General features: G+C 59.7%; 22 protein-coding genes and 1 pseudogene. 18 read left to right on the plus strand and 5 right to left on the minus strand.

The genetic code is table 11. The features are described from left to right. Positions 1-80 precede the first annotated feature (80 nt). The 6 genes from CKW26_RS18530 to CKW26_RS18555 all read left to right on the plus strand — a co-directional run bounded on the left by CKW26_RS18530 (position 81) and on the right by CKW26_RS18555 (position 7,887). Complete coding sequence (locus tag CKW26_RS18530) at positions 81-2,114, plus strand: ABC transporter permease subunit (protein ID WP_176471262.1); 2,034 nt, start codon at positions 81-83, stop codon at positions 2,112-2,114. A gap of 16 nt (positions 2,115-2,130) precedes the next feature. Next, entirely contained in the window at positions 2,131-3,801 is a 1,671-nt protein-coding gene (gene pstA / locus CKW26_RS18535; RefSeq protein ID WP_095049643.1) for a phosphate ABC transporter permease PstA, read from the plus strand. 183 nt (positions 3,802-3,984) lie between these two features. Further along, positions 3,985-4,818, plus strand: a complete 834-nt coding sequence (gene pstB / locus CKW26_RS18540; protein ID WP_095049644.1) for a phosphate ABC transporter ATP-binding protein PstB — start codon at positions 3,985-3,987, stop codon at positions 4,816-4,818. A gap of 71 nt (positions 4,819-4,889) precedes the next feature. Further along, positions 4,890-5,651 (plus strand): phosphate signaling complex protein PhoU, encoded by a 762-nt coding sequence (gene phoU, locus CKW26_RS18545; protein ID WP_016985766.1) that lies wholly within the window; start codon positions 4,890-4,892, stop codon positions 5,649-5,651. A gap of 176 nt (positions 5,652-5,827) precedes the next feature. Beyond that, on the plus strand, positions 5,828-6,784 hold the full coding sequence (locus CKW26_RS18550) for a response regulator (RefSeq protein ID WP_095049645.1): 957 nt from the start codon (positions 5,828-5,830) through the stop codon (positions 6,782-6,784). Positions 6,785-6,990: 206 nt separating this feature from the next. Then, complete coding sequence (locus CKW26_RS18555; protein ID WP_095049646.1) at positions 6,991-7,887, plus strand: M23 family metallopeptidase; 897 nt, start codon at positions 6,991-6,993, stop codon at positions 7,885-7,887. 118 nt (positions 7,888-8,005) lie between these two features. On the opposite strand, the gene CKW26_RS18560 is transcribed toward CKW26_RS18555, so the two are convergent. From CKW26_RS18560 to phoB, 3 genes are all read right to left on the minus strand, one after another. Next, positions 8,006-9,346 (minus strand): hemolysin family protein, encoded by a 1,341-nt coding sequence (locus CKW26_RS18560; protein ID WP_007920256.1) that lies wholly within the window; start codon positions 9,344-9,346, stop codon positions 8,006-8,008. A 122-nt stretch (positions 9,347-9,468) separates the two neighbouring features. Continuing rightward, positions 9,469-10,755, minus strand: a complete 1,287-nt coding sequence (gene phoR / locus CKW26_RS18565; protein WP_245398065.1) for a phosphate regulon sensor histidine kinase PhoR — start codon at positions 10,753-10,755, stop codon at positions 9,469-9,471. A 74-nt stretch (positions 10,756-10,829) separates the two neighbouring features. After that, the gene (phoB, locus tag CKW26_RS18570; RefSeq protein ID WP_007896474.1) at positions 10,830-11,519 is read right to left on the minus strand and encodes a phosphate regulon transcriptional regulator PhoB; all 690 of its coding nucleotides are present in this window, start codon (positions 11,517-11,519) and stop codon (positions 10,830-10,832) included. A 151-nt stretch (positions 11,520-11,670) separates the two neighbouring features. Between phoB and CKW26_RS18575 the strand changes: the two genes are divergently transcribed. Further along, entirely contained in the window at positions 11,671-12,054 is a 384-nt protein-coding gene (locus CKW26_RS18575) for a hypothetical protein (protein ID WP_095049648.1), read from the plus strand. Positions 12,055-12,166: 112 nt separating this feature from the next. Here the strand turns inward: CKW26_RS18575 and ubiA are convergent, their stop codons facing one another. Together ubiA and CKW26_RS18585 are read right to left on the minus strand one after the other, a co-directional pair. Next, entirely contained in the window at positions 12,167-13,057 is an 891-nt protein-coding gene (gene ubiA / locus CKW26_RS18580; protein ID WP_095049649.1) for a 4-hydroxybenzoate octaprenyltransferase, read from the minus strand. Then, positions 13,057-13,617: a chorismate lyase gene (locus tag CKW26_RS18585; protein ID WP_095049650.1), complete on the minus strand. Its 561-nt coding sequence runs from the start codon at positions 13,615-13,617 to the stop codon at positions 13,057-13,059. The genes ubiA and CKW26_RS18585 overlap by 1 nt, the downstream gene beginning before the upstream one ends. Before the next feature lie 201 nt (positions 13,618-13,818). Here CKW26_RS18585 and CKW26_RS18590 point away from each other — a divergent pair, with 201 nt between their 5' ends. The 11 genes and pseudogenes from CKW26_RS18590 (at position 13,819) to CKW26_RS18640 (ending at position 21,900) form a co-directional block, all read left to right on the plus strand. Further along, entirely contained in the window at positions 13,819-13,986 is a 168-nt protein-coding gene (locus CKW26_RS18590; protein WP_095049651.1) for a rubredoxin, read from the plus strand. A 24-nt stretch (positions 13,987-14,010) separates the two neighbouring features. Further along, positions 14,011-15,159, plus strand: a complete 1,149-nt coding sequence (locus CKW26_RS18595; protein ID WP_095049652.1) for an NAD(P)/FAD-dependent oxidoreductase — start codon at positions 14,011-14,013, stop codon at positions 15,157-15,159. A gap of 190 nt (positions 15,160-15,349) precedes the next feature. Continuing rightward, complete coding sequence (locus tag CKW26_RS18600) at positions 15,350-15,625, plus strand: HU family DNA-binding protein (RefSeq protein ID WP_003213368.1); 276 nt, start codon at positions 15,350-15,352, stop codon at positions 15,623-15,625. A gap of 639 nt (positions 15,626-16,264) precedes the next feature. Continuing rightward, positions 16,265-17,827: a type VI secretion system protein TssA gene (gene tssA / locus CKW26_RS18605; RefSeq protein WP_095049653.1), complete on the plus strand. Its 1,563-nt coding sequence runs from the start codon at positions 16,265-16,267 to the stop codon at positions 17,825-17,827. Between the two features lie 32 nt (positions 17,828-17,859). After that, positions 17,860-18,363: a type VI secretion system contractile sheath small subunit gene (gene tssB, locus CKW26_RS18610; protein ID WP_003229587.1), complete on the plus strand. Its 504-nt coding sequence runs from the start codon at positions 17,860-17,862 to the stop codon at positions 18,361-18,363. A gap of 25 nt (positions 18,364-18,388) precedes the next feature. Then, on the plus strand, positions 18,389-19,864 hold the full coding sequence (tssC, locus tag CKW26_RS18615) for a type VI secretion system contractile sheath large subunit (RefSeq protein WP_016772499.1): 1,476 nt from the start codon (positions 18,389-18,391) through the stop codon (positions 19,862-19,864). Positions 19,865-19,873: 9 nt separating this feature from the next. Beyond that, positions 19,874-20,281 carry a type VI secretion system baseplate subunit TssE gene (gene tssE, locus CKW26_RS18620; RefSeq protein WP_007920274.1) on the plus strand — a complete coding sequence of 136 codons (408 nt, stop codon included), beginning with the start codon at positions 19,874-19,876 and terminating at the stop codon, positions 20,279-20,281. 11 nt (positions 20,282-20,292) lie between these two features. Continuing rightward, positions 20,293-20,568: pseudogene (locus CKW26_RS18625) on the plus strand (PAAR domain-containing protein); the annotation flags it as partial. A gap of 105 nt (positions 20,569-20,673) precedes the next feature. Beyond that, the gene (locus tag CKW26_RS18630) at positions 20,674-21,051 is read left to right on the plus strand and encodes a hypothetical protein (RefSeq protein ID WP_095049654.1); all 378 of its coding nucleotides are present in this window, start codon (positions 20,674-20,676) and stop codon (positions 21,049-21,051) included. Positions 21,052-21,091: 40 nt separating this feature from the next. Then, positions 21,092-21,451, plus strand: coding sequence for a hypothetical protein (locus tag CKW26_RS18635; protein ID WP_095049655.1), 360 nt, complete (start codon positions 21,092-21,094; stop codon positions 21,449-21,451). After that, positions 21,448-21,900 carry a hypothetical protein gene (locus CKW26_RS18640; protein WP_095049656.1) on the plus strand — a complete coding sequence of 151 codons (453 nt, stop codon included), beginning with the start codon at positions 21,448-21,450 and terminating at the stop codon, positions 21,898-21,900. Before CKW26_RS18635 ends, CKW26_RS18640 begins: the two co-directional genes overlap by 4 nt. The last annotated feature ends 16 nt before the right edge of the window (positions 21,901-21,916 follow it).

The raw sequence follows: 21,916 nt of genomic DNA on the forward strand, positions 1-21,916 counted from the left end.
TTTTCTTCCTCGCCTACGTGGTCGCGCCGCTGTTTCAGGGTGCCGACCTCACCGCGAAAGACTCGATCACCCCGGCCTGGATGCAGGACGCCGGCAAGCCACTGATGATTTCGCTCGAAGAGCAGAATCAGGTGGCCATGCGCGTTTCCGACAAAGGCCAGGCATTGTTCTTTGATATCGACAGTGGCGCTGAACTGAAGCGCGTCGATCTGCCAGTGCCTGCCGGCGCAACCGTGACCTCGATTGGTGAAGACCAGCCGGGCCATCCACTGGTGGCCGTGGGTCTGTCCAACGGTCAGGCGCTGGTGTTCCGTCACACCTATAAAGTCAGCTACCCCGATGGCAAGAAAACCATCAGCCCGGCCATCGAGTATCCGTATGGCGAGACGCCGATCGCGCTGAACGAAGCCGGCGGCGCGCTGGAGCATGTCAGCCTGAACGCCACCGACACGACGTTGATGCTGGTCGGTTCGACCGGTTCGCAACTCAATGTGCTGTCGCTGACCAGCGAAGAAAACATGATGACTGGCGAAGTCACCAACGAGCAGAAGCGTATCGATCTGCCGCAAATGACTGAGCCGGTGAAAAACATCTTCGTCGACCCGCGCCAGCAGTGGCTGTACGTGGTCAACGGTCGCGCTCAGGCCGATGTGTTCAGCCTGCGCGACAAGAGCCTCAACGGTCGCTACAAACTGCTGGAAAACGCTGACGCCGAAGTCACCGCGACCACGCAACTGGTCGGTGGTATCTCGCTGATCGTCGGTGACTCCAAGGGTGGTCTGGCCCAGTGGTTCATGGCCCGTGACACCGATGGTGAGCTGCGCCTGAAGCAGATCCGCACTTTCCAGATGGGCACCACGCCGATCGTTGAAATCACTGCCGAAGAGCGTCGCAAGGGCTTCCTTGCTCTGGATGCTAGCGGCAAGCTTGGCGTGTTCCACAGCACCGCGCATCGCACCTTGCTGGTCGATCAAGTGGTAGAAGGCCAGGGCGTGTTCGGTCTGTCGCCACGTGCCAACCGTGTCATCGTCGAAGCCGACGGCAAGCTGCAACCGCTTCTGCTCGACAACCCGCACCCGGAAGTTTCCTGGAGCGCGCTGTGGAGCAAGGTCTGGTACGAGAACTACGACGAGCCAAAATACGTCTGGCAATCGACCGCCGCCAACACCGATTTCGAACCGAAACTGAGCCTGTCGCCACTGACCTTCGGCACTCTGAAAGCTGCGTTCTACGCCATGCTGCTCGCTGCTCCACTGGCCGTTGCCGCTGCGATCTACACCGCGTACTTCATGGCCCCGGGCATGCGCCGCAAGGTCAAGCCGGTGATCGAGCTGATGGAAGCGATGCCGACGGTGATCCTCGGTTTCTTCGCCGGTCTGTTCCTCGCACCATATGTCGAAGGGCATCTGCCGGGCATCTTCAGCCTGCTGATGTTACTGCCGATCGGCATCCTGGTCGCCGGCTTCACCTTCAGCCGCCTGCCTGAATCGATCCGCCTGAAAGTCCCGGATGGCTGGGAAAGTGCGCTGCTGATTCCGGTGATCCTGTTTGTGGGCTGGTTGTCGCTGTACATGAGTCCGTTCATGGAGAACTGGTTCTTCGGCGGTGACATGCGCATGTGGATCTCTCACGACCTGGGCATTACCTACGACCAGCGCAACGCTCTGGTGGTCGGTCTGGCCATGGGTTTCGCGGTGATCCCGAACATCTACTCGATCGCTGAAGACGCCGTGTTCAGTGTGCCGCGTGGCCTGACCCTCGGCTCGCTGGCGCTGGGTGCCACGCCGTGGCAGACCATGACCCGCGTGGTGATCCTGACCGCCAGCCCGGGGATCTTCTCGGCGCTGATGATCGGCATGGGCCGTGCGGTCGGCGAAACCATGATCGTGCTGATGGCCACCGGTAACACCCCGGTCATGGAAATGAACCTGTTCGAAGGCCTGCGCACCCTGGCAGCCAACGTCGCGGTGGAAATGCCCGAGTCGGAAGTCGGCGGCAGCCACTACCGCGTGCTGTTCCTCTCGGCGCTGGTGTTGCTGTTGTTCACCTTCGTCATGAACACCCTGGCAGAACTGATTCGTCAGCGTCTGCGCAAGAAATACTCGTCGCTTTAAGCAAAGGTAGAAGTCTGTGAAACAGAACTCCCTGAAAGGATGGTTCAAGAGCGGCGCCCCGGGCGTCTGGATCAGCGGTGGCGCGGTGTCCATCGCGGTCATCATGACCATTGGCCTGCTGGCGGTGATTGCCGTGCGCGGTCTGGGTCACTTCTGGCCGGCGGATCTGGTGCATGCCAGCTACGACGTGCCGGGCCAGGCCCAGCATCTTGTGGTCGGCGAAGTGGTACAGAAAGAAGAAGTGCCGCGTGCTCGCCTGAAGAGCGCCGGATTGCCGGTGCCTGACGTCGGCCCGGAATTCATGACCCGCGAGCTGATCAAGGTCGGCAACCGGGATCTGAATGGCAACGACTTCACCTGGGTCGTCGGTGAGTGGCTGACCAACCAGACTACGCCGCCCGAGTTGATGGCGATCGAACGTCGCGAGTGGGGCAACTTCTACGGCTATCTGGTCAACGTCAAACAGGACGGCAAGGTCATCGCCGAAGGCGAGGCTGCGTGGCCAGAGCTGCAAGCGCGGATCAACCGTGTGAACGGTCTGGCGGCGCAACTGAAGTCGCTGGAAAAGACCGACATCGGTGCAATCAACGCAGGGCTGGAGCGCATCCGTCTGCACGGTCGCAAACTGGAACTGGAAGGCAAGCTCGACGCCACCGCGCAAGCGGACATGGAATCTGAGCGTGCCGAGCTGAATGCGCGTTATCAGGACATCGAAGCGCGGCTTGCCGATCTGCATGCACAGTTCAATCGCGATGCCTTGACCGCTCGCGATGCCAACGGCAAAGAGATTGAAATCGGTCTGGGCAAAGTGGTTCACGCCTACCAGCCAAACGCGATGAGCACCTTCACCAAGGTCGGTTTCTACTTCAGCAAGATCTGGGAATTCCTTTCGGACGACCCGCGTGAAGCCAACACCGAAGGCGGGATTTTCCCGGCGATCTTTGGCACCGTGATGATGACGCTGATCATGGCGATGATCGTCACCCCGTTCGGTGTGCTGGCGGCGGTGTACCTGCGTGAATACGCCAAACAGAACACCCTGACGCGGATCATCCGTATCGCGGTGAACAACCTCGCTGGCGTTCCGGCGATCGTTTACGGCGTGTTCGGTCTGGGCTTCTTCGTTTACGTACTCGGTGGTTCGGTCGACCGCTTGTTCTTCCCCGAAGCACTGCCGGCACCGACCTTCGGTACACCGGGTCTGCTCTGGGCCTCGCTGACGCTGGCGCTGCTGGCGGTGCCGGTAGTGATCGTCGCGACTGAAGAAGGTCTGGCACGTATTCCGCGCACCGTGCGTGAAGGTTCGCTGGCACTGGGTGCGACCAAGGCTGAAACCTTGTGGAAGATCGTCATCCCGATGGCCAGCCCGGCAATGATGACTGGCATGATCCTCGCCGTGGCCCGCGCCGCCGGTGAAGTGGCGCCGCTGATGCTGGTGGGTGTGGTGAAACTGGCGCCGTCGCTGCCGGTGGACGGCAACTACCCGTACCTGCACCTGGATCAGAAGATCATGCACTTGGGCTTCCACATCTATGACGTCGGCTTCCAGAGCCCGAACGTCGAAGCGGCGCGTCCGCTGGTGTACGCCACGGCGCTGTTGCTGGTGCTGGTGATCGCGACGTTGAACCTGTCGGCGGTGTATATCCGTAACCACCTGCGCGAAAAATACAAAGCTTTGGACAGTTAACACAAACCCTGTGGGAGCTGGCTTGCCAGCGATGCAGGCGACGCGGTGTTTCAGTTACACCGCAGTGATGCCATCGCTGGCAAGCCAGCTCCCACAGGGACCGCGACAAAAACTGAATTTGCGTTACCCGCTGGTTTGGCCAGCGGTTCAACAAACCGAATTTGTTAGCACAGGGAGCCTCCCATGCAGCACGAAACACATACCCACGGCATCAACATGTCCGCCCTGGGCCGCGACAAGCAGAGCCTCAATCTGGCGCAGGAAACCGTGGCCATCGAAGTACCCGGCCTGAGCCTGTACTACGGCGAGAAACAAGCGCTGTTCGACGTCAGCATGAACATCCCGAAGCAGCGCGTGACCGCGTTCATCGGCCCGTCCGGCTGCGGTAAGTCGACCTTGCTGCGCACTTTCAACCGCATGAACGACCTGGTTGACGGCTGCCGCGTAGAAGGCGCGATCAACCTGTATGGCAACAACATCTATCGCAAGGGCGAAGACGTTGCCGAGCTGCGTCGTCGCGTCGGCATGGTGTTCCAGAAGCCCAACCCGTTCCCGAAGACCATCTACGAAAACGTCGTTTACGGTCTGCGCATCCAGGGCATCAACAAGAAGCGCGTCCTCGACGAAGCGGTCGAGTGGGCGTTGAAGGGCGCGGCGTTGTGGGACGAAGTCAAAGACCGCCTGCATGAATCGGCACTCGGCCTGTCCGGTGGTCAGCAGCAGCGTCTGGTCATCGCCCGCACCATCGCGGTTGAGCCGGAAGTGCTGCTGCTCGACGAACCGTGCTCGGCCCTCGACCCGATCTCGACGCTGAAAGTCGAAGAGCTGATCTACGAGCTGAAGTCCAAGTTCACCATCGTTATCGTTACGCACAACATGCAACAGGCCGCGCGGGTGTCCGACTACACGGCGTTCATGTACATGGGCAAACTGGTGGAATTTGGCGACACCGATACCCTGTTCACCAATCCGGCGAAGAAGCAGACCGAAGACTACATCACCGGTCGTTATGGCTGACAGTTGCGGGTTATTCACAGAATTGACGCTGCGGCCCACCGCACCTTACCGGACGCTCCAAGGACGCCAACATGATTAGTAAAGAAGGCCTTACCCACCACATCTCCGCGCAGTTCAACGCTGAGCTTGAGGAAGTGCGCAGCCACCTCCTGGCCATGGGCGGGCTTGTCGAGAAGCAGGTCAACGACGCGGTCACCGCACTGATCGAAGCCGACTCCGGTCTGGCTCAGCAAGTGCGCGAGATCGATGACCAGATCAACCAGATGGAGCGCAACATCGACGAAGAATGCCTGCGCATTCTCGCCCGTCGTCAGCCGGCGGCGTCCGACTTGCGTTTGATCATCAGCATTTCCAAGTCGGTGATCGACCTGGAGCGCATCGGTGACGAAGCGACCAAGATCGCTCGCCGCGCCATTCAGCTGTGCGAAGAAGGTGAAGCGCCGCGCGGTTACGTCGAGGTTCGCCACATCGGCGACCAGGTGCGCAACATGGTCCGCGATGCGCTGGACGCGTTTGCCCGTTTCGACGCTGATCTGGCGTTGTCGGTGGCGCAGTACGACAAGATCATCGACCGCGAATACAAGACCGCGCTGCGTGAGCTGGCGACCTACATGATGGAAGACCCGCGCTCTATCTCGCGGGTCTTGAGCATTATCTGGGTGCTGCGTTCGCTGGAACGCATCGGCGATCACGCGCGCAACATCTCCGAACTGGTCATCTACCTGGTGCGCGGCACCGACGTGCGCCACATGGGCCTCAAGCGCATGAAAGAAGAAGTTGAAGGCACAAGCGGCGAAACCGCTAATGTTCCGGGCAATGCTGACGATAAGTAAGATTGCCTGAGAAAAGCGCCCGGCCCTTTGGCCGGGCGTTTTTGTTTGTGCTTTTCATGGGCAGATTCGATTAAAAAGCAGCACCCGCGAACGAAAAGTCCCGGCGTGACTGAAGAGTTTTGGCAATGTGCCATCAGCCAGCGTTATGCTTGCCGGGATTTTAATAGGGGTGTTGGATGAGCAAGATCAGTGTGTTGGTCGTGGACGATGCTTCGTTCATTCGTGACCTGGTGAAAAAGTGCCTGCGTAATTACTTCCCGGGGATCCGCACCGAGGACGCCGTCAACGGTAAAAAGGCTCAGGCTATGCTGGCCAGGGAAGCATTCGACCTGGTCCTGTGCGACTGGGAAATGCCGGAAATGTCCGGGCTCGAACTGCTGACCTGGTGCCGCGAGCAAGACAACCTCAAGACCATGCCATTCGTCATGGTCACCAGCCGTGGCGACAAGGAAAACGTCGTGCAGGCGATTCAGGCCGGCGTTTCCGGCTACGTCAGCAAGCCGTTCACCAACGAGCAACTGCTGACCAAGGTCAAACAGGCGCTGAACAAGGTCGGCAAGCTCGACACCCTGATGAACAGCGCGCCAACCAAAATGAACTCGGCGTTCGGCAACGATTCCCTCAGCGCCTTGACCGGTGGCAAGCCTGCCGTGGTAGGCGGCGCCCCGGCAGCTGCGGCGGTCAACCCGTTCGCCAAACCGGCTGCTGCCGCACCAGCGCCGGCTGCTGCGCCATCCCGTGGCCTGCTCAACAGCCCTCCGGTCAAGGCTCCAGCCGCCGCATCCGCTCCGGCCAGTGGTCGCGGTCAGGGCCAATTGCGTCTGCCAAGCGGTACTCAGCAATGCGTGATCAAGGCTCTGAGCATCAAGGAAGCGTTGTTGGTGGTGAAACGCACCGACACCCTGCCGCAGATCCTCGACAGCGCCGTGCTCGATCTGGAGCAGGGTGACAACGCTGAAATCGCCCGTCTCAATGGCTATTTGCACGCGGTTGTCGCTTTTGAGCCGAAACCGGACAGCGACTGGCTGCAACTGACCTTCCGTTTCGTCGATCAGGACGCGCAGAAACTCGACTACATCTCGCGCCTGATCGCCCGCGGCACGGCGCAGAAGCACTTCGTTCCCGGCGCGTGATCACAGCTTTACACTGATCGTTCCCACGCTCTGCGTGGGAATGCCTCAACCGGACGCTCCGCGTCCTCTCGCATGGGACGCAGAGCGTCCCGGGCTGCATTCCCACGCAGAGCGTGGGGACGATCATTTGAAACATCTGTCGACTAGCCTGGTCTGCTTCACCTGCTAGGCTCATTCCCAGGCCTTACTTCGACAGACTCTTGCCCATGCTCGCACGCCTGCTGTTTTTCTGTGGTCTCTTCGTGGCCTCCACATCGGCTGTGGCCATGACCATTTACAAATCCACCGATGCCAACGGCGTGGTCTCCTACAGTGACCGGCCGAGCAAAGGCGCGCAGGTGTTCGTCTTTCAAGACCGCATGGTCGAGCGCCTGGAGCGGCAGGTGTACCTCGACATCAAGAAGCAGAAGGGCACTGACGTGGTCTTCGTGCGCAACGATCTGTATGCGCCGGTCAAAATTGCCTTGGCATTCACCGGGCTGAGTAATGTGCGCGGTGCGCCGGCGCAAACCATCCACCGGGTGCTGCCGGCGCGTAGCAACACGCGGTTGGCGTTGCTGACGGCGATATCCGGCAAGCAGCCGCTGGTGTATACGCCGCAGTTCCATTACTCCCTCGGCGACCCCACAGGCATCGCGCAGGGCTATCGCTATCCACTGCCATGGCGTGGCGGGCCGTTTCGTCTGAGTCAGGGCGCCAACGGTCAGTACAGTCACTATGGGCCGAAGAATCGCTATGCGATGGACATCGCCATGCCGGTGGGCACGCCGATCATTGCCGCGCGGGCCGGGGTGGTGGTGAAGACCGAAAACTCGCAGAGCGGGCGCGGTTCGGATGCGTCCGGCAATTTCGTGCGCGTGCTGCATGACGACGGCACCATGGGCGTGTACCTGCACCTCAAGCAAGGCTCGGTGAGCGTACGCGAAGGGCAACGGGTGGCGGTGGGCAGTTCGCTGGCCTTGTCGGGCAACACCGGCAACAGCAGCGGCCCGCACCTGCACTTTGTGGTGCAGCGCAATACTAGCGAGGGGCTGGTGTCGATTCCGTATCAGTTCATCCAGCCGCTGGGGGCGTTGCCCAACTTTGCGTTGGGCAAGCAATAAGCCTCTAAAAGCAAAAGATCGCAGCCTGCGGCAGTTCCTACAGGGGGTTCACATTCCCATGTAGGAGCTGCCGCAGGCTGCGATCTTTTAGCAGGCAACGCGGTTTCCCGCATTGCACTCAATCCAGCATCAACACCTTCGCCAGCACAATCTTCGGCCCTTTCATCTTCTTGATGATGATGCGCAGGCCTTCGACTTCCAGCACTTCTTCCTCTTCCGGCACCCGTTTCAGGGTTTCGTAGACCAGCCCGGCGAGGGTTTCCGCTTCGATGTGATCAAGGTCGATGCCCAGCAGGCGTTCCACCTTGAACAGCGGCGTGTCACCACGCACCAAAAGCTTGCCCGGCTGATAGGCGAGGATCCCGCGCTCAGCTTTGCGGTGTTCGTCCTGAATGTCGCCGACCAGCACTTCCAGCACGTCTTCCATGGTCAGGTAGCCGATGATGTTGCCGTCAGCCTCCTCGACCACAGCGAAGTGCGAGCCGCCCTTGCGGAACTGCTCCAGCAACTGCGACAGCGGCATGTGCCGCGACACGCGCTCCAGGGGACGGGTCAGCTCAGCCAGGTTGAACGACTCGGGAATGTGGTCCAGCGCCGCCAGTTCCAGCAGCAGATCCTTGATGTGCAGCAGGCCGACGAACTCCTGGCGCTCACTGTCGTACACCGGGTAACGGCTGAACTTGTGACGACGGAACATCGCGAGGATTTCTTTCAGCGGCGCGTTGAATTCAAGCGTGATCAGGTCTTCGCGGGAGTTGGCCCAGTCGACCACTTCCAGCTCGCCCATTTCCACCGCCGACGCCAGAACGCGCATGCCCTGATCGCTCGGATCCTGGCCACGGCTGGAGTGCAGGATCAGTTTCAGTTCTTCGCGGCTGTAATGGTGTTCGTGGTGCGGACCAGGTTCGCCTTGCCCTGCGATACGCAGAATCGCGTTGGCGCTGGCGTTGAGCAGGTAAATCGCCGGGTACATCGCCCAGTAGAACAGGTACAGCGGCACCGCCGTCCACAGCGACAGCAACTCGGGTTTGCGGATCGCCCACGACTTCGGGGCCAGCTCACCGACCACGATGTGCAGGTACGAAATGATGAAGAACGCGGTGAAGAACGACACGCCTTTGACAATCTCAGGCGACTGCACGCCGACCGCGCTCAGCAGCGGCTCGAGAATGTGCGCGAAGGCCGGCTCACCGACCCAGCCCAGGCCAAGGGAGGCGAGGGTAATACCGAGCTGACACGCCGAGAGATACGCATCGAGCTGACTGTGTACGGTGCGCAGGATGTGCCCGCGCCAGCCGTTCTGATCAGCGATGGCCTCGACCCGGGTCGAGCGCAGTTTGACCATGGCAAATTCCGCCGCAACGAAAAAGCCGTTGAGCAAAACCAGGATCAGAGCGAAAAGGATCATGCCGAAGTCGGCGAAAATTGTAGCGAGGGACAAGCCAGGGGAAGGGTCCATGATGGAGTTTTGCGGGTTCCGTGTGATTCAAAAGAGAGAAAAGTCGCGCCTGAAAGGCAGGCACAAGTCAGCCAATGTAGCGGCTGACATGGCGATTGCCTAGTGGCGAGTGCCGGTCGGTCTTACTCGGCGGCGCTGATGGCTCGCGCCTGAGCCACCTGAGCCGGGGCGAAATGGCAGGTGAACGTGCTGCCGTGACCGGGCACGCTGCTGATCTCCATGCGCGCGCGGTGGCGCAGCAACACGTGTTTGACGATGGCCAGGCCAAGCCCGGTGCCGCCGGTATTGGAGTTGCGGCTGGAGTCGACGCGGTAGAAACGTTCGGTCAGGCGCGGCAGGTGTTTGCTGTCGATGCCGATGCCGGAATCCTGCACGCTCAGGTGTGCGCCTTGATCGTCACCCCACCAGCGAATGCGGATGTTGCCCTCGGCCGGGGTGTACTTCACCGCGTTGAACACCAGATTGGAAAACGCACTGCGCAACTCCGCCTCGCTGCCCTTGAGCAACAGGCCGGCATCGGCTTCGAGGCTGATGCGCTGGTTCTTCGCGCCGGACAATTGCTGCGCATCGCTCTTGATCGATTGCAGCAGGGTGTCGATCTGCACTGGCTGGTTGTCCGACGGGTAATCGGTGGCTTCGAGTTTCGCCAGCAACAACAAATCATTGAGCAGTGTCTGCATGCGTCCGCCCTGTTGCTGCATCTGCTGCAGGGCTCGGCTCCAGCGCGGATTCACTTCCTCGACGTTGTCGAGCAGGGTTTCCAGGTAGCCGCAGATCACTGTCAGCGGCGTGCGCAATTCGTGGGAGACGTTGGCAATGAAATCTTTGCGCATCTGTTCCAGCTGATGGATACGCGTGACGTCGCGCACCAGCATCAAGTGTTCGTTGTTGCCGTAGCGGGTCAGGTACAGCTGAATGCGCACGCGATCGTTGGTTGGCGAGGGGATTTCCAGCGGCTCGGCGTAGCTGTCCTGCTCGAAGTACTCCTTGAAACGCGGATGGCGCACCAGGTTGGTCACCGGTTGGCCGCTGTCCTGGGGGGTCTTGAGGCCAAGCAAGGTTTCGGCGGCGCGGTTCCACCATTCCAGATTGCCGTCGCTGTCGAGCATGATCACCGCGTCTTTCAGCGCAGCGGTGGATTCCTGCACCCGGTCGATCACCGCTTGCAGGCGCCCGCGCACGCGCTGATCGCGGCGTTGCAAATGGTAGATGCTGTCGAACACTTCGCCCCACAGGCCATAGCCATCGGGCGGTGCTTCGTCGGGTTGATGCTGGCGCAGCCATTCGTGCAGACGCAGCAATTGCTTGAGCGTCCAGGCCAGATAAATCCCCAGGCCCGCGGCGAGGCTCCAGCCGTAATAGCCGGTGATCAGGCCGATCACCAGGCAGGCGGTGACCAACAGCAGCATGTGGCGAATCAGGGTGCCATGCCAGTTTTGATTCACGGAAAATACGGTCCTTGTCAGCGAGTCTGGCGGTCGGATCAGGCCTTGGTGGAAAACCGGTAGCCGGTGCCGCGCACGGTTTGTACCAGATTTTCGTAGGCGTCGCCGAGCGCCTTGCGCAGGCGCCGGATGTGCACGTCGACGGTGCGCTCTTCAACATAGACGTTGCCGCCCCAGACCTGATCCAGCAACTGGCCACGGGTGTAGGCGCGTTCCTGGTGGGTCATGAAGAATTGCAGCAGACGGTATTCGGTCGGGCCCATTTCGGCGGGTTTGCCGTCGATGGTCACGCGGTGGCTGATCGGGTCGAGCAGCAGGCCGCCGACTTCGATCGGCGCTTCGCCGTCGGTCGGGCCGGCGCGGCGCAACACGGCTTTGAGGCGGGCGACCAGTTCGCGCGGGGAAAACGGTTTGGTGATGTAGTCGTCGGCGCCGACTTCAAGACCCTGGATCTTGTTGTCCTCTTCGCCCTTGGCGGTGAGCATGATGATCGGGATGTCCCCGGTCAGCTCGTCACGCTTGAGACGACGGGCCAGTTCGATGCCGGAGGTGCCGGGCAGCATCCAGTCGAGCAGGATCAGGTCCGGCTTGCGGTCGACGATGATGGCGTGGGCCTGCTGCGAGTTCTCTGCCTCGAGGCAGTCATAGCCGGCCATTTCCAACGCAACGGCGATCATTTCGCGAATGGGCGCTTCGTCGTCGACGATCAGAATGCTCCTGCCAACCATGCCTTAATCCTCTTGTCATTTAACTGTCTTGCGCCGCATTAGATAACGGAATTATTGCAGTCGTGTGACAGTATTTTAGTCCGGCGGCGATTGTGCAAATCCTCAACTAAGCTCTAAGTCCGAATCCTGACAACCACAAAAGAAGGTTTCCATGACTCAAATGACTGTTTCTTTCAAAGCCATGCTGATGGCTGCTGCCCTGACTCTGCCTGGATTTGTACTGGCCGCGGATCCTGCGATGGAGAAGGACGGCATGTACACCGATCACAAGGGCATGACTCTGTACACCTTCGCCAAGGACTCGGGCGGCAAGTCGATGTGCAACGACAAATGCGCAACGAACTGGCCTCCGTTGATGGCGACGGCGGGTGACAAGTCGATGGGTGACTGGACTGTCATCAAGCGCGACGACGGCTCAATGCAGTGGGCCTATCAAGGCATGCCGCTGTACACCTTCGTGATGGACAAGAAGGCCGGTGACATGACCGGTGACGGCAAAATGGACGGCGCCTGGAAAGTCGCCAAAGCCAAATAAACGCGGTCCCTTGTAGGAGTGAGCCTGCTCGCGATAGCGGTGTATCAGTCGGCATTTTCGTTAACTGATACACCGCTATCGCGAGCAGGCTCACTCCTACATTGATTTGCGTTTAGCGCAACGCGTAATCCAGCACGATCCCGACGAAAATCGCCAATCCAGCCCAATGGTTGTGCAAAAACGCTTTGAAGCAGCGCATCCGGTCGCGATCCCGCGTGTACCAGAATTCCCACGCATAACACCCGGCAGCCACCAGCAAGCCAAGATGGAACCAGATTCCCAGCTCAAATTTGGATCCCGCCAGCATCAGGCAGCCCAGCGACAATGCCTGCAAACTCAGGATGATCACCCGGTCCGCCTCGCCAAACAGAATCGCCGTGGATTTCACGCCAATCTTCAAATCGTCATCGCGATCGGTCATCGCGTAATAGGTGTCGTAACCCACCGTCCACAGCAGGTTGGCGATCCACAGCAGCCACGCTGCCGCCGGCAGTTCACCGGTCTCGGCCGTGAACGCCATCGGCATGCCCCACGAAAACGCCGCGCCCAGCACCACTTGCGGGTAATAGGTGTAGCGCTTCATGAACGGATAAGTGAAGGCCAACGCCAGACCACCGAGCGACAGCCAGATCGTCGGTGCATTGGTGCACAGCACCAGCAGAAAACTCACGCCCATCAACAGGGCGAAGAACACCAGCGCTTCTTTCGAGCTGATCCTGCCTGCCGCCAAGGGCCGTTGCGCGGTGCGTTTAACGTGGCCGTCGACCTTGCGATCCGCCCAGTCGTTGATCACGCAGCCGCCGGCGCGGGTCAGTACCACGCCGAGGACAAAAATCACGATATTGGCCAGCGACGGCGAGCCTTTGCCAGCAATCCACAACGCCCACAGGGTCGGCCACAGCAGCAGGTAGATGCCGATCGGCTTGTCCATCCTCGTCAACTGAATGAAATCCCAGGCGCGCGGGTTCAAGCGGTTCAGGGACTTGAGCAGGCTCTGATACATCAGCAGTTCTCCGGATGGGCGCGGGCGGCGTTCCACAGACTCGGCAGGAATATTTCTGCTACCAGCACGCTTAAGGCGCCACGGTCGAAGCGCGACCGGCGCCCCCACAATTCTGGCGCTTTGGCGGTTGGCGGCAGCCATTGTTCAGGGTAGTGGCAAACTTCGAGGGCGCGGCGCTGGAAGGCCTGATCGCAAAACAGCAATTCGCCCAGCGAGCGGCTGCCCAGCTCATCCATGTGCAAGCCGTCACCCTGCAAGGCGGCGCGCGAAGCCACGCTGCGGGCGAACACCCAAGCCTCGCCGTGACCGCGCAAATACACCTCGCGTACCCAGCCTTCGCTGCCCTCAGCCAGATCCAGCGCCGCACATTCGTCAGCGCGCAAGGTGTCCCAGCCTTCAAACAGCGGCGTGACGCTGAAGCCGTCATTGGACAACCGGGTCAGTCGGCGGGTGAGGGAGCCTTCGTCGAACAGCCAGTCGAGGGTCACCGAATCGGGGAGGGGCGTCAGTCGGCTTTGAGTCAGCCAGAGCGGGGCCGGGCAGGCATTTGAATGTTGCACAATGAGTCATTATTGGCCGCAAATGAGGCGGCGAGCTTAACATGGTGGCCGCCGATATTGATTGATCCGGGTCGCCGTTGCGCCGAACAGGCTTGCATCTGCCCGGCTCCATCAGTACAAAACGCCCTGAGCCGGATGGCAGCGCAACACCCATCGACCGTCCGCGCCGGCACCACGCCTGAACCCTGAGGAAGTACCTGAATGAAAAAGTGGCAATGCATCGTCTGTGGCCTGATCTACAACGAAGCCGAGGGTTGGCCGGATGACGGCATTGCGCCGGGCACCGCTTGGCAGGATGTACCGGCAGACTGGCTGTGCCCGGACTGCGGCGTCGGCAAGACGGACTTCGAAATGATCGAAATCAACTAAGCAAGAAAAACAAAGGAGTAAGGCATGAGCGCACCTGTCGTCATCGTTGGCACTGGCCTGGCGGGCTACAACCTGGCCCGCGAGTTTCGCAAGCTCGACAGCGAAACCCCGTTGCTGCTGATCACCGCTGATGACGGCCGCTCTTACTCCAAGCCGATGCTCTCCACCGGTTTCGGCAAGAACAAGGACGCCGACGGCCTGAGCATGGCCGAGCCGGGCACCATGGCCGAGCAGTTGAAGGCCGAAGTGCGCACACACACGCGCATCAGCGGCATCGACGCTGGCCACAAGCGCCTGTGGATTGGCGAGGAGGCGGTCAGCTATCGCGACCTGATTCTCGCCTGGGGCGCGGAAACCGTGCGTGTGCCGATTGAAGGCGATGGCAGCGATCTGGTGTTCCCGATCAATGATCTCGAAGACTATGCGCGTTTCCGCGCCGCTGCGGCGGGCAAGCGTCGGGTGCTACTGCTCGGCGCTGGCCTGATCGGCTGTGAGTTTGCCAACGACCTGATACTTGGCGGCTACGAAGTGCAACTGGTTGCACCCTGTGAACAAGTCATGCCGATGCTGCTGCACCCGGCCGCTGCGGCGGCGGTGCAGGCCGGGCTGGAAAGCCTCGGTGCGAAATTCCACCTCGGCCCGGTACTGACCCGCCTGCAAAAAGTCGCCGACGGCCTGGAAGCGCACCTGTCCGACGGCCAGGTCATTCCTTGCGATGTGGTGGTCTCGGCCATTGGCCTGCGTCCGCGCATCGATCTGGCGGCGGCCGCTGGCGTACAGGTCAACCGCGGCGTCGTGGTCGATCGCCATCTGAAAACCTCCCACGCCAATATTTACGCCTTGGGCGACTGCGCTGAAGTCGACGGGCTGAACCTGCTGTACGTGATGCCCCTGATGAGTTGCGCGCGCGCGCTGGCGCAAACCCTGACGGGTAACCCGACCGCCGTGAGCTACGGCCCGATGCCGATCACCGTGAAAACCCCGGTGTGCCCGCTGGTGGTTTCGCCGCCACCACGGGGCAGCGAAGGTGTCTGGACCGTCGAAGGCCAGGGCGCCGACATCAAGGCGCTGTGTCACAGCGCCGACGGCCAATTGCTCGGTTACGCGCTAACCGGTGCAGCCGTGATGGAAAAACTCGCCCTCAACAAACAGCTTCCGGCCCTGCTGGCGTAAATACCGGTCGTTCTGTCGGAATCACCCCGCTTTTGCCCCTACAAAGGTCGCGTGGAGACTGGCGCCGCCGGTATCCGCGTGCCATTCTCACTCCCGTCTGCCGCAGAGTAGAGCCTGCGGCGCCTTGGGCGCTGTTCCAACGAGAACAGCACGGACATAACAACAAAAAACCGTCAAAGGGGCTTCACTAATGCGTAAACCAGAACTCGCCGCTGCAATCGCTGAAAAAGCAGATCTGACCAAAGAACAGGCCAACCGCGTACTCAACGCCGTTCTCGAAGAAATCACCGGCGCTCTGCACCGCAAGGACAGCGTGACGCTGGTCGGCTTCGGCACCTTCCTGCAACGCCACCGAGGCGCCCGCACCGGCAAAAACCCGCAAACCGGCGAGCCGGTTAAAATCAAGGCCAGCAACACTGTTGCGTTCAAGCCAGGCAAATCGTTGAAAGACAGCGTAAATCCTTAATTGCGGCGAACTCCTCGAATAACGGGGAGAACCGCTGAAAAAATGGGCACACCGATTGCGGTCGGGTGCCCATTTTTTATGCCTGCCTATTTGTTATGCACTGCAGCAATAATAAAGCCACGTAACCAATTGCATTGGTTGGCGATCGATCTGCCTCACACTTAAATCAATACCCTATATATAAAAGCCATCATAGTGATGGCACTTTTGCCATTGTTGGTTGTCTCGCTGTGAATTGTTGAAACAACACTGAAATCTTTCGGAATCATCCTACATCCGTTTTTTTCAAAACCCGTCATGCTCCGCGCCATTGTCGTCGGCCCCGGTTTTCGGTGATCACGGCAGATTGGAACGATCGCTCTAAATCAGGGTTTTCAGGTGTTTCGTGCGGCTGCGTATATATGAAGACGGCATCGGGGATTCCCTGACTAAATATAGGGAAACCTCCTACAACAAACAAAGAACAGTTCGTCTTGTTGTTTAATCAGATGCTTGCTAGTGGCCATCATAGTGATTACGATGCGCCCACTTGAAAGAGCACATCTCAATTGGATGAGTCGCTTCACCGCTCTTCGATACTGTCCCGCGCCGCGGTAACTCCAATAGGCGCCTGACTGTAATCCTTAATAAAGGCCATGGATGTCCTACTCAAGCAAACTTTCCGCCCATTACCTCGAACTCGCTAAAGTCTCTGTTTCCAAAGAGAATTTCGCGGGCGAAGACGTTCGTTTTTCGAGCGAATTCGAGGCCTTGGAAAGTGAGCTCGCCAAAGCCTCGTCGATGCACGAAAGCGGGCAGATCGACTGGCTGAAAATTCGCGAAAACAGCGAAAATCTGCTGCGTACCCAATCCAAGGATTTACGTGTCGGCGCCTGGCTGACCTGGTCGCTGTACCAGCGCGAATCCTTCCCCGGGCTGCTGGCCGGTCTCGGTCTGCTGCACCATCTGTCGGAAAACAACTGGGCCGACGTTCACCCGCTCAAACCCCGTACTCGTGCCGCCGCCATCGGCTGGCTGGTACCGCGTCTCGAGCAAGTCATCACCGAAAACATTGCGATCAAAGAGCAGTTGCCGATGTTCCGGCAGCTCTCCGAGCACCTGTCCGGCCTTGAAGCGGCGTGTGCTGAGCACCTGGGCGATGATTCGCCATTGCTGCTGCCGATCTCCCGTCGCCTGAAAACCATGATCCAGCGCGCGGCCGACAATCAGCCGGCCCCCGGTGTGGTCGGTGCGGCGGTGGCGCAGGTCAAGCAGGCGGCGAGCCAGTTGCTCACCCCCGGCGCACCGATCGACAACGAACGAGATGCACACAAAGCCCTGCGCGCCCAACAGGAAAGCGCGCGCCCGCTGTGCGCCTGGTGGCTCAAGCAGAAGGCTACTGACCTGCGCGCCCTGCGCCTGAATCGCACGTTGCTGTGGATGACCATCGACGCAGTACCCGAGCGCAACGCCGAACAGATCACCGTGTTGCGCGGCCTGCCACTGGAAAAACTCAAGCTCTACCAAGACCGTTTCGATCAAGGCAAATACGCTGACCTGCTGGTGGAACTGGAGGCGAGCCTGGCGAAGGCGCCGTTCTGGTTCGATGGGCAGAGGATGGTCTGGGAGTGTCTCCAGAACCTCAACGCCGAGTTGGCAATGCGCGAAGTGGAAATCCACTTCGCGCTTTTGATTCAACGGCTGCCCGGCATTGTCGAGTTGCGCTTCCATGACGGCGCGCCGTTTGCCGATCCGTCCACCCGGGCGTGGATCGCCGCCAATGTCATGCCGCACCTGCAAAGCGCCAGCGCGCCGCGCAAGGTCGAAAGCGAAAACGTCGAAACCCAGCCAGCCTGGGAAAAAGCCCTCGAAGAAGTTCTGCCGCTGCTGCGCAAGGAAGGCCTGAAGCCGGCCGTGCAGACCCTCAAGCAGGGTTTGCAATCCGCCCACGGCGGACGCGAACGTTTCTTCTGGCAGTTCGCCCTCGCGCGGCTGTGCTTCATGGCCAAGAAATACGAACTGGCCAAGAACCAGCTGGAAACCCTCGATCAGACATTACAGGACTCAGGCCTGCACGCCTGGGAGCCCGATCTTGCATTGGAAGTGCTGCACCTGCTGCACAGTTGCTGCGAGTTGTTGCCGCAGAACCATGCCGTACGTGAACGCAAGGAAGAGATTTATCGCAGGCTGTGCCACCTCGACCTCGAAGTGGTACTCGAATAGGCCCCAGGGCCACAACCGCAAGGAGAAAAGCCATGGCCAAAGAAGGCTCGGTAGCCCCCAAGGAACGCATCAACGTCACCTTCAAACCCGCCACCGGCGGTGCTCAGGAAGAGATTGAACTGCCGCTGAAGCTGCTGGCAATCGGTGACTACACCCACCGCAAGGACGATCGCAAAATCGAAGATCGCAAGCCGATCAGCATCGACAAGATGACCTTCGACGAAGTGTTGGCCAAGCAAGAACTGGGTCTGACGCTGAGCGTGCCGAACCGTCTGCAGGAAGATGGCGAGGCCGACGAGCTGGCTGTGCAACTGCGCGTCAATTCGATGAAGGACTTCAACCCGGCCAGCCTGGTCGAGCAAGTGCCTGAGCTGAAAAAACTGATGGAACTGCGCGATGCGCTGGTGGCCCTCAAAGGCCCGCTGGGTAACGCACCTGCGTTCCGTAAAGCGATCGAAGGCGTGCTCGCCGACGACGAATCCCGCGGTCGCGTACTCGGTGAGCTGGGCCTGAACGCCGCAGCCCCGGACGCCTGAGACTCCAGCCAAGGAAGCCAACACAATGAGCACTAGCGCAGCACAAGAGAAGAGCGCCGCCAGCGGCGAATACAGCATTCTCGACAGCATCATCGCCGAAACCCGTCTGACTCCGGACGACGAAGCCTACGACATCGCCAAGCGCGGTGTGTCGGCCTTCATCGAAGAACTGCTCAAGCCGCAGAACAACGGTGAGCCGGTCAAGAAGGCCATGGTTGACCGCATGATCGCCGAGATCGATGCCAAGCTCAGCCGTCAGATGGACGAGATCCTGCACCACCCGGACTTCCAGGCTCTGGAGTCGTCGTGGCGTGGCCTGCAGTTGCTGGTCGACCGCACCAACTTCCGCGAAAACATCAAAATCGAAATCCTCAACGTCTCGAAAGAAGACCTGCTGGACGATTTCGAAGACTCGCCGGAAGTCATGCAGTCGGGCCTGTACAAGCACATCTACACTGCTGAATACGGCCAGTTCGGTGGTCAGCCTGTGGGCGCGATCATCGCTAACTACTACATGTCGCCAAGCTCGCCAGACGTCAAGCTGATGCAGTACGTGGCCAGCGTTTCGTGCATGTCGCACGCGCCGTTCATCGCTGCCGCCGGCCCGAAATTCTTCGGTCTGGAAAGCTTCACCGGCCTGCCGGATCTGAAAGATCTGAAAGACCACTTCGAAGGCCCGCAATTCGCCAAATGGCAGAGCTTCCGTACTTCGGAAGACTCCCGCTATGTTGGTCTGACCGTGCCGCGTTTCCTGCTGCGTAACCCGTACGATCCGGAAGAAAACCCGGTCAAATCGTTCGTGTACAAGGAAACCGTTGCCAACAGCCACGAGCACTACCTGTGGGGCAACACGGCTTACGCGTTCGGCACCAAGCTGACCGACAGCTTCGCCAAATTCCGCTGGTGCCCGAACATCATCGGCCCGCAGAGCGGTGGCGCGGTTGAAGACCTGCCGTTGCACCATTTCGAAAGCATGGGCGAAATCGAAACCAAGATCCCTACTGAGGTTCTGGTTTCCGACCGTCGTGAATACGAACTGGCCGAGGAAGGCTTCATCTCCCTGACCATGCGTAAAGGCTCCGACAACGCGGCGTTCTTCTCCGCAAGCTCAGTGCAGAAGCCGAAGTTCTTCGGCATCAGCGCAGAAGGCAAGGCCGCAGAGCTGAACTACAAGCTCGGCACCCAACTGCCGTACATGATGATCGTCAACCGTCTGGCTCACTACTTGAAAGTGCTGCAGCGCGAGCAACTCGGTTCGTGGAAAGAGCGTACCGACCTCGAGCTGGAACTGAACAAGTGGATCCGTCAGTACGTTGCCGACCAGGAAAACCCGAGCGCCGAAGTGCGTGGCCGTCGTCCGCTGCGCGCTGCGCAAGTGATCGTCAGCGACGTTGAAGGCGAGCCGGGCTGGTACCGCGTGAGCTTGAACGTGCGTCCGCACTTCAAGTACATGGGTGCCGATTTCACCCTGTCGCTGGTTGGCAAGCTGGACAAAGAGTAAGAGCGACTCATGGACGGATACGGCAGCCTGTTCGAACGCCTTAACGGCGACGCGCAACTACGCAAGGGCAACAGCCTTGAGGCTTGTGCCATGGCGTCAGTGGCTGCCCATCTGGCCAAAATGCTCAGCACCCGGGCCGGCAGCGTGCAAACGCTGGCCGACTACGGGTTGCCCGATCTCAATGACATGCGTCTGAGCCTGCACGACTCCCTGAGTCAGGCCCGTCTGGCCATCGAGAATTTCATCGAAGCCTACGAGCCGCGCCTGAGCAACGTGCGTGTCATTTCCCTGCCGCGTGACCACGATCAACTTCGCCTCGCCTTCAGCATCGAAGGCCTGCTGGAAGTTGAAGGGTTCAAGCGTCAGGTCAGTTTTTCCGCGCGCCTGGATGGCAGCGGACAAGTGAAGGTCACCTAAGGAGATCCCCGATGTCTGGCAAACCAGCAGCACGCGTATCCGACCCTACCGCTTGCCCACTTCCAGGCCACGGTACCAACCCGATCGCCGCCGGTTCCGGCGACGTGTTCTTCGACGGCCTCGCGGCCGCCCGCCAAGGCGATGCCTCGGCGTGTGGTGGTGCGATGGTCGGCGATCTGGCGACCACGGTTTTGATCAATGGCAAACCGGCCGCGACCGTGGGTTCGGTTGGTATTCACGGAAACAAGGTCACGGCAGGTTCCGGGACGGTGATTATCGGCAATTCGCCAGGGTCGAGCTGATGACTAAGAAACACCTGAGTGGCGTTGTTCGTTCATGGATAGTCGATAGCGGGGCGTTCTGTCCATGAAGCACATGTTCGGGTCGGCTCAATGAAACACAGAGCCTGGCAATGTCTTGTGGCTTTTCTCAGCTCGGTTGGTTTGCTGGCGATTTTGGTCGGCTTGACGCTGCTGCTGCGGATGGAAAGCTCGACCGAACCAAAGCTGTTCGCTCATCCCCACGCGTTGTGGATTGGCGCCGAGGATGGGGGGGTATTCGTCGAGATTACTAAGCACGAAGCGCCGGACTATTACGTGGAAATTCGTCACGAAAGTGGAGGGATGTGGACTGAAGGCTGGGTTCGATATGGCACCAGGGACAGCCATCCACTCAGCGCTGCGGCAATTGGTGGCTACGGCGGTGAAGAGCTCTATGTCTATACGGGTGTCGCGATCACGGCGCAAAAACAGGGAGTTGCGCAGCGATGAATAAATATGTGCCAGCGACCCCGGGGCAGGAGACGGACGCATGACCGACTCAGGTCGCTTCGCAATGATTTGGCTGCAGCGCTTGCTACTCGTGGTGGGAGCGTTCGCCTGCATGCTCTATTTTGCTGCGCACGCGCTTTCCAACGCTTTTATGTTGCTGATGGACCGCGAAAATTTTATCCCTGCGCAGTCGTCCATCTGGACATTCGAACCTTACGAAATCAATCAAGGCTCTTCGTCTTACTGGCTCTACGGTGAGGACAGGGGCAACTATTACTTTTTTGCGTACGTCCCTGAACATTCATATCGCGTGATCGCAAAAGACAATGGGTGCGCAGGCTTCGACAAGCGCGATGTCCGCACATGGTGCATGGATCACGCTGTGGAGGTTCGCAGATGACCGACTCATCAAGCGAGATGCTTATGCTCAGTCGCACGCAACTGAGCTTCTTCATGGCGGCCTTATGGTGGCCATTGCTGGCGGTGTTGGCGATCAGTTCCTATGACCTGTGGAATGGCGAGTATTCAACACCCGAGTCGTCCGGGATTTATTGGCAGTACCTGTTGTGGTGGGGAATTCCCGGGCTTTTGGGTTTTTCTCTATGGATGTCCCGATCGGCGCAGAGCCGCAACGAGCAGCAGGCATTGCGGATGGTTTGGTGGGCGCCGGTGAAGTTCATCCCGTTCTATGCCGTGCCATGGATGCTGTATGGCTTGCTCAGTCTGGCCGTCGGTCAGCTCAGTGATGCCTACATGGCGTACGGCTGGATCTCGATTGTGCCGTTTCTCCTGATTGGCGGTTACGTCTGTGCCGGCGTGACGGTCGCGCTCTACAGGATATTTTTTTGATGAGTTCCACTACCAG

This window comes from Pseudomonas sp. Irchel s3h9 (assembly GCF_900187475.1).
Taxonomy (GTDB): domain Bacteria; phylum Pseudomonadota; class Gammaproteobacteria; order Pseudomonadales; family Pseudomonadaceae; genus Aquipseudomonas; species Aquipseudomonas neuropathica.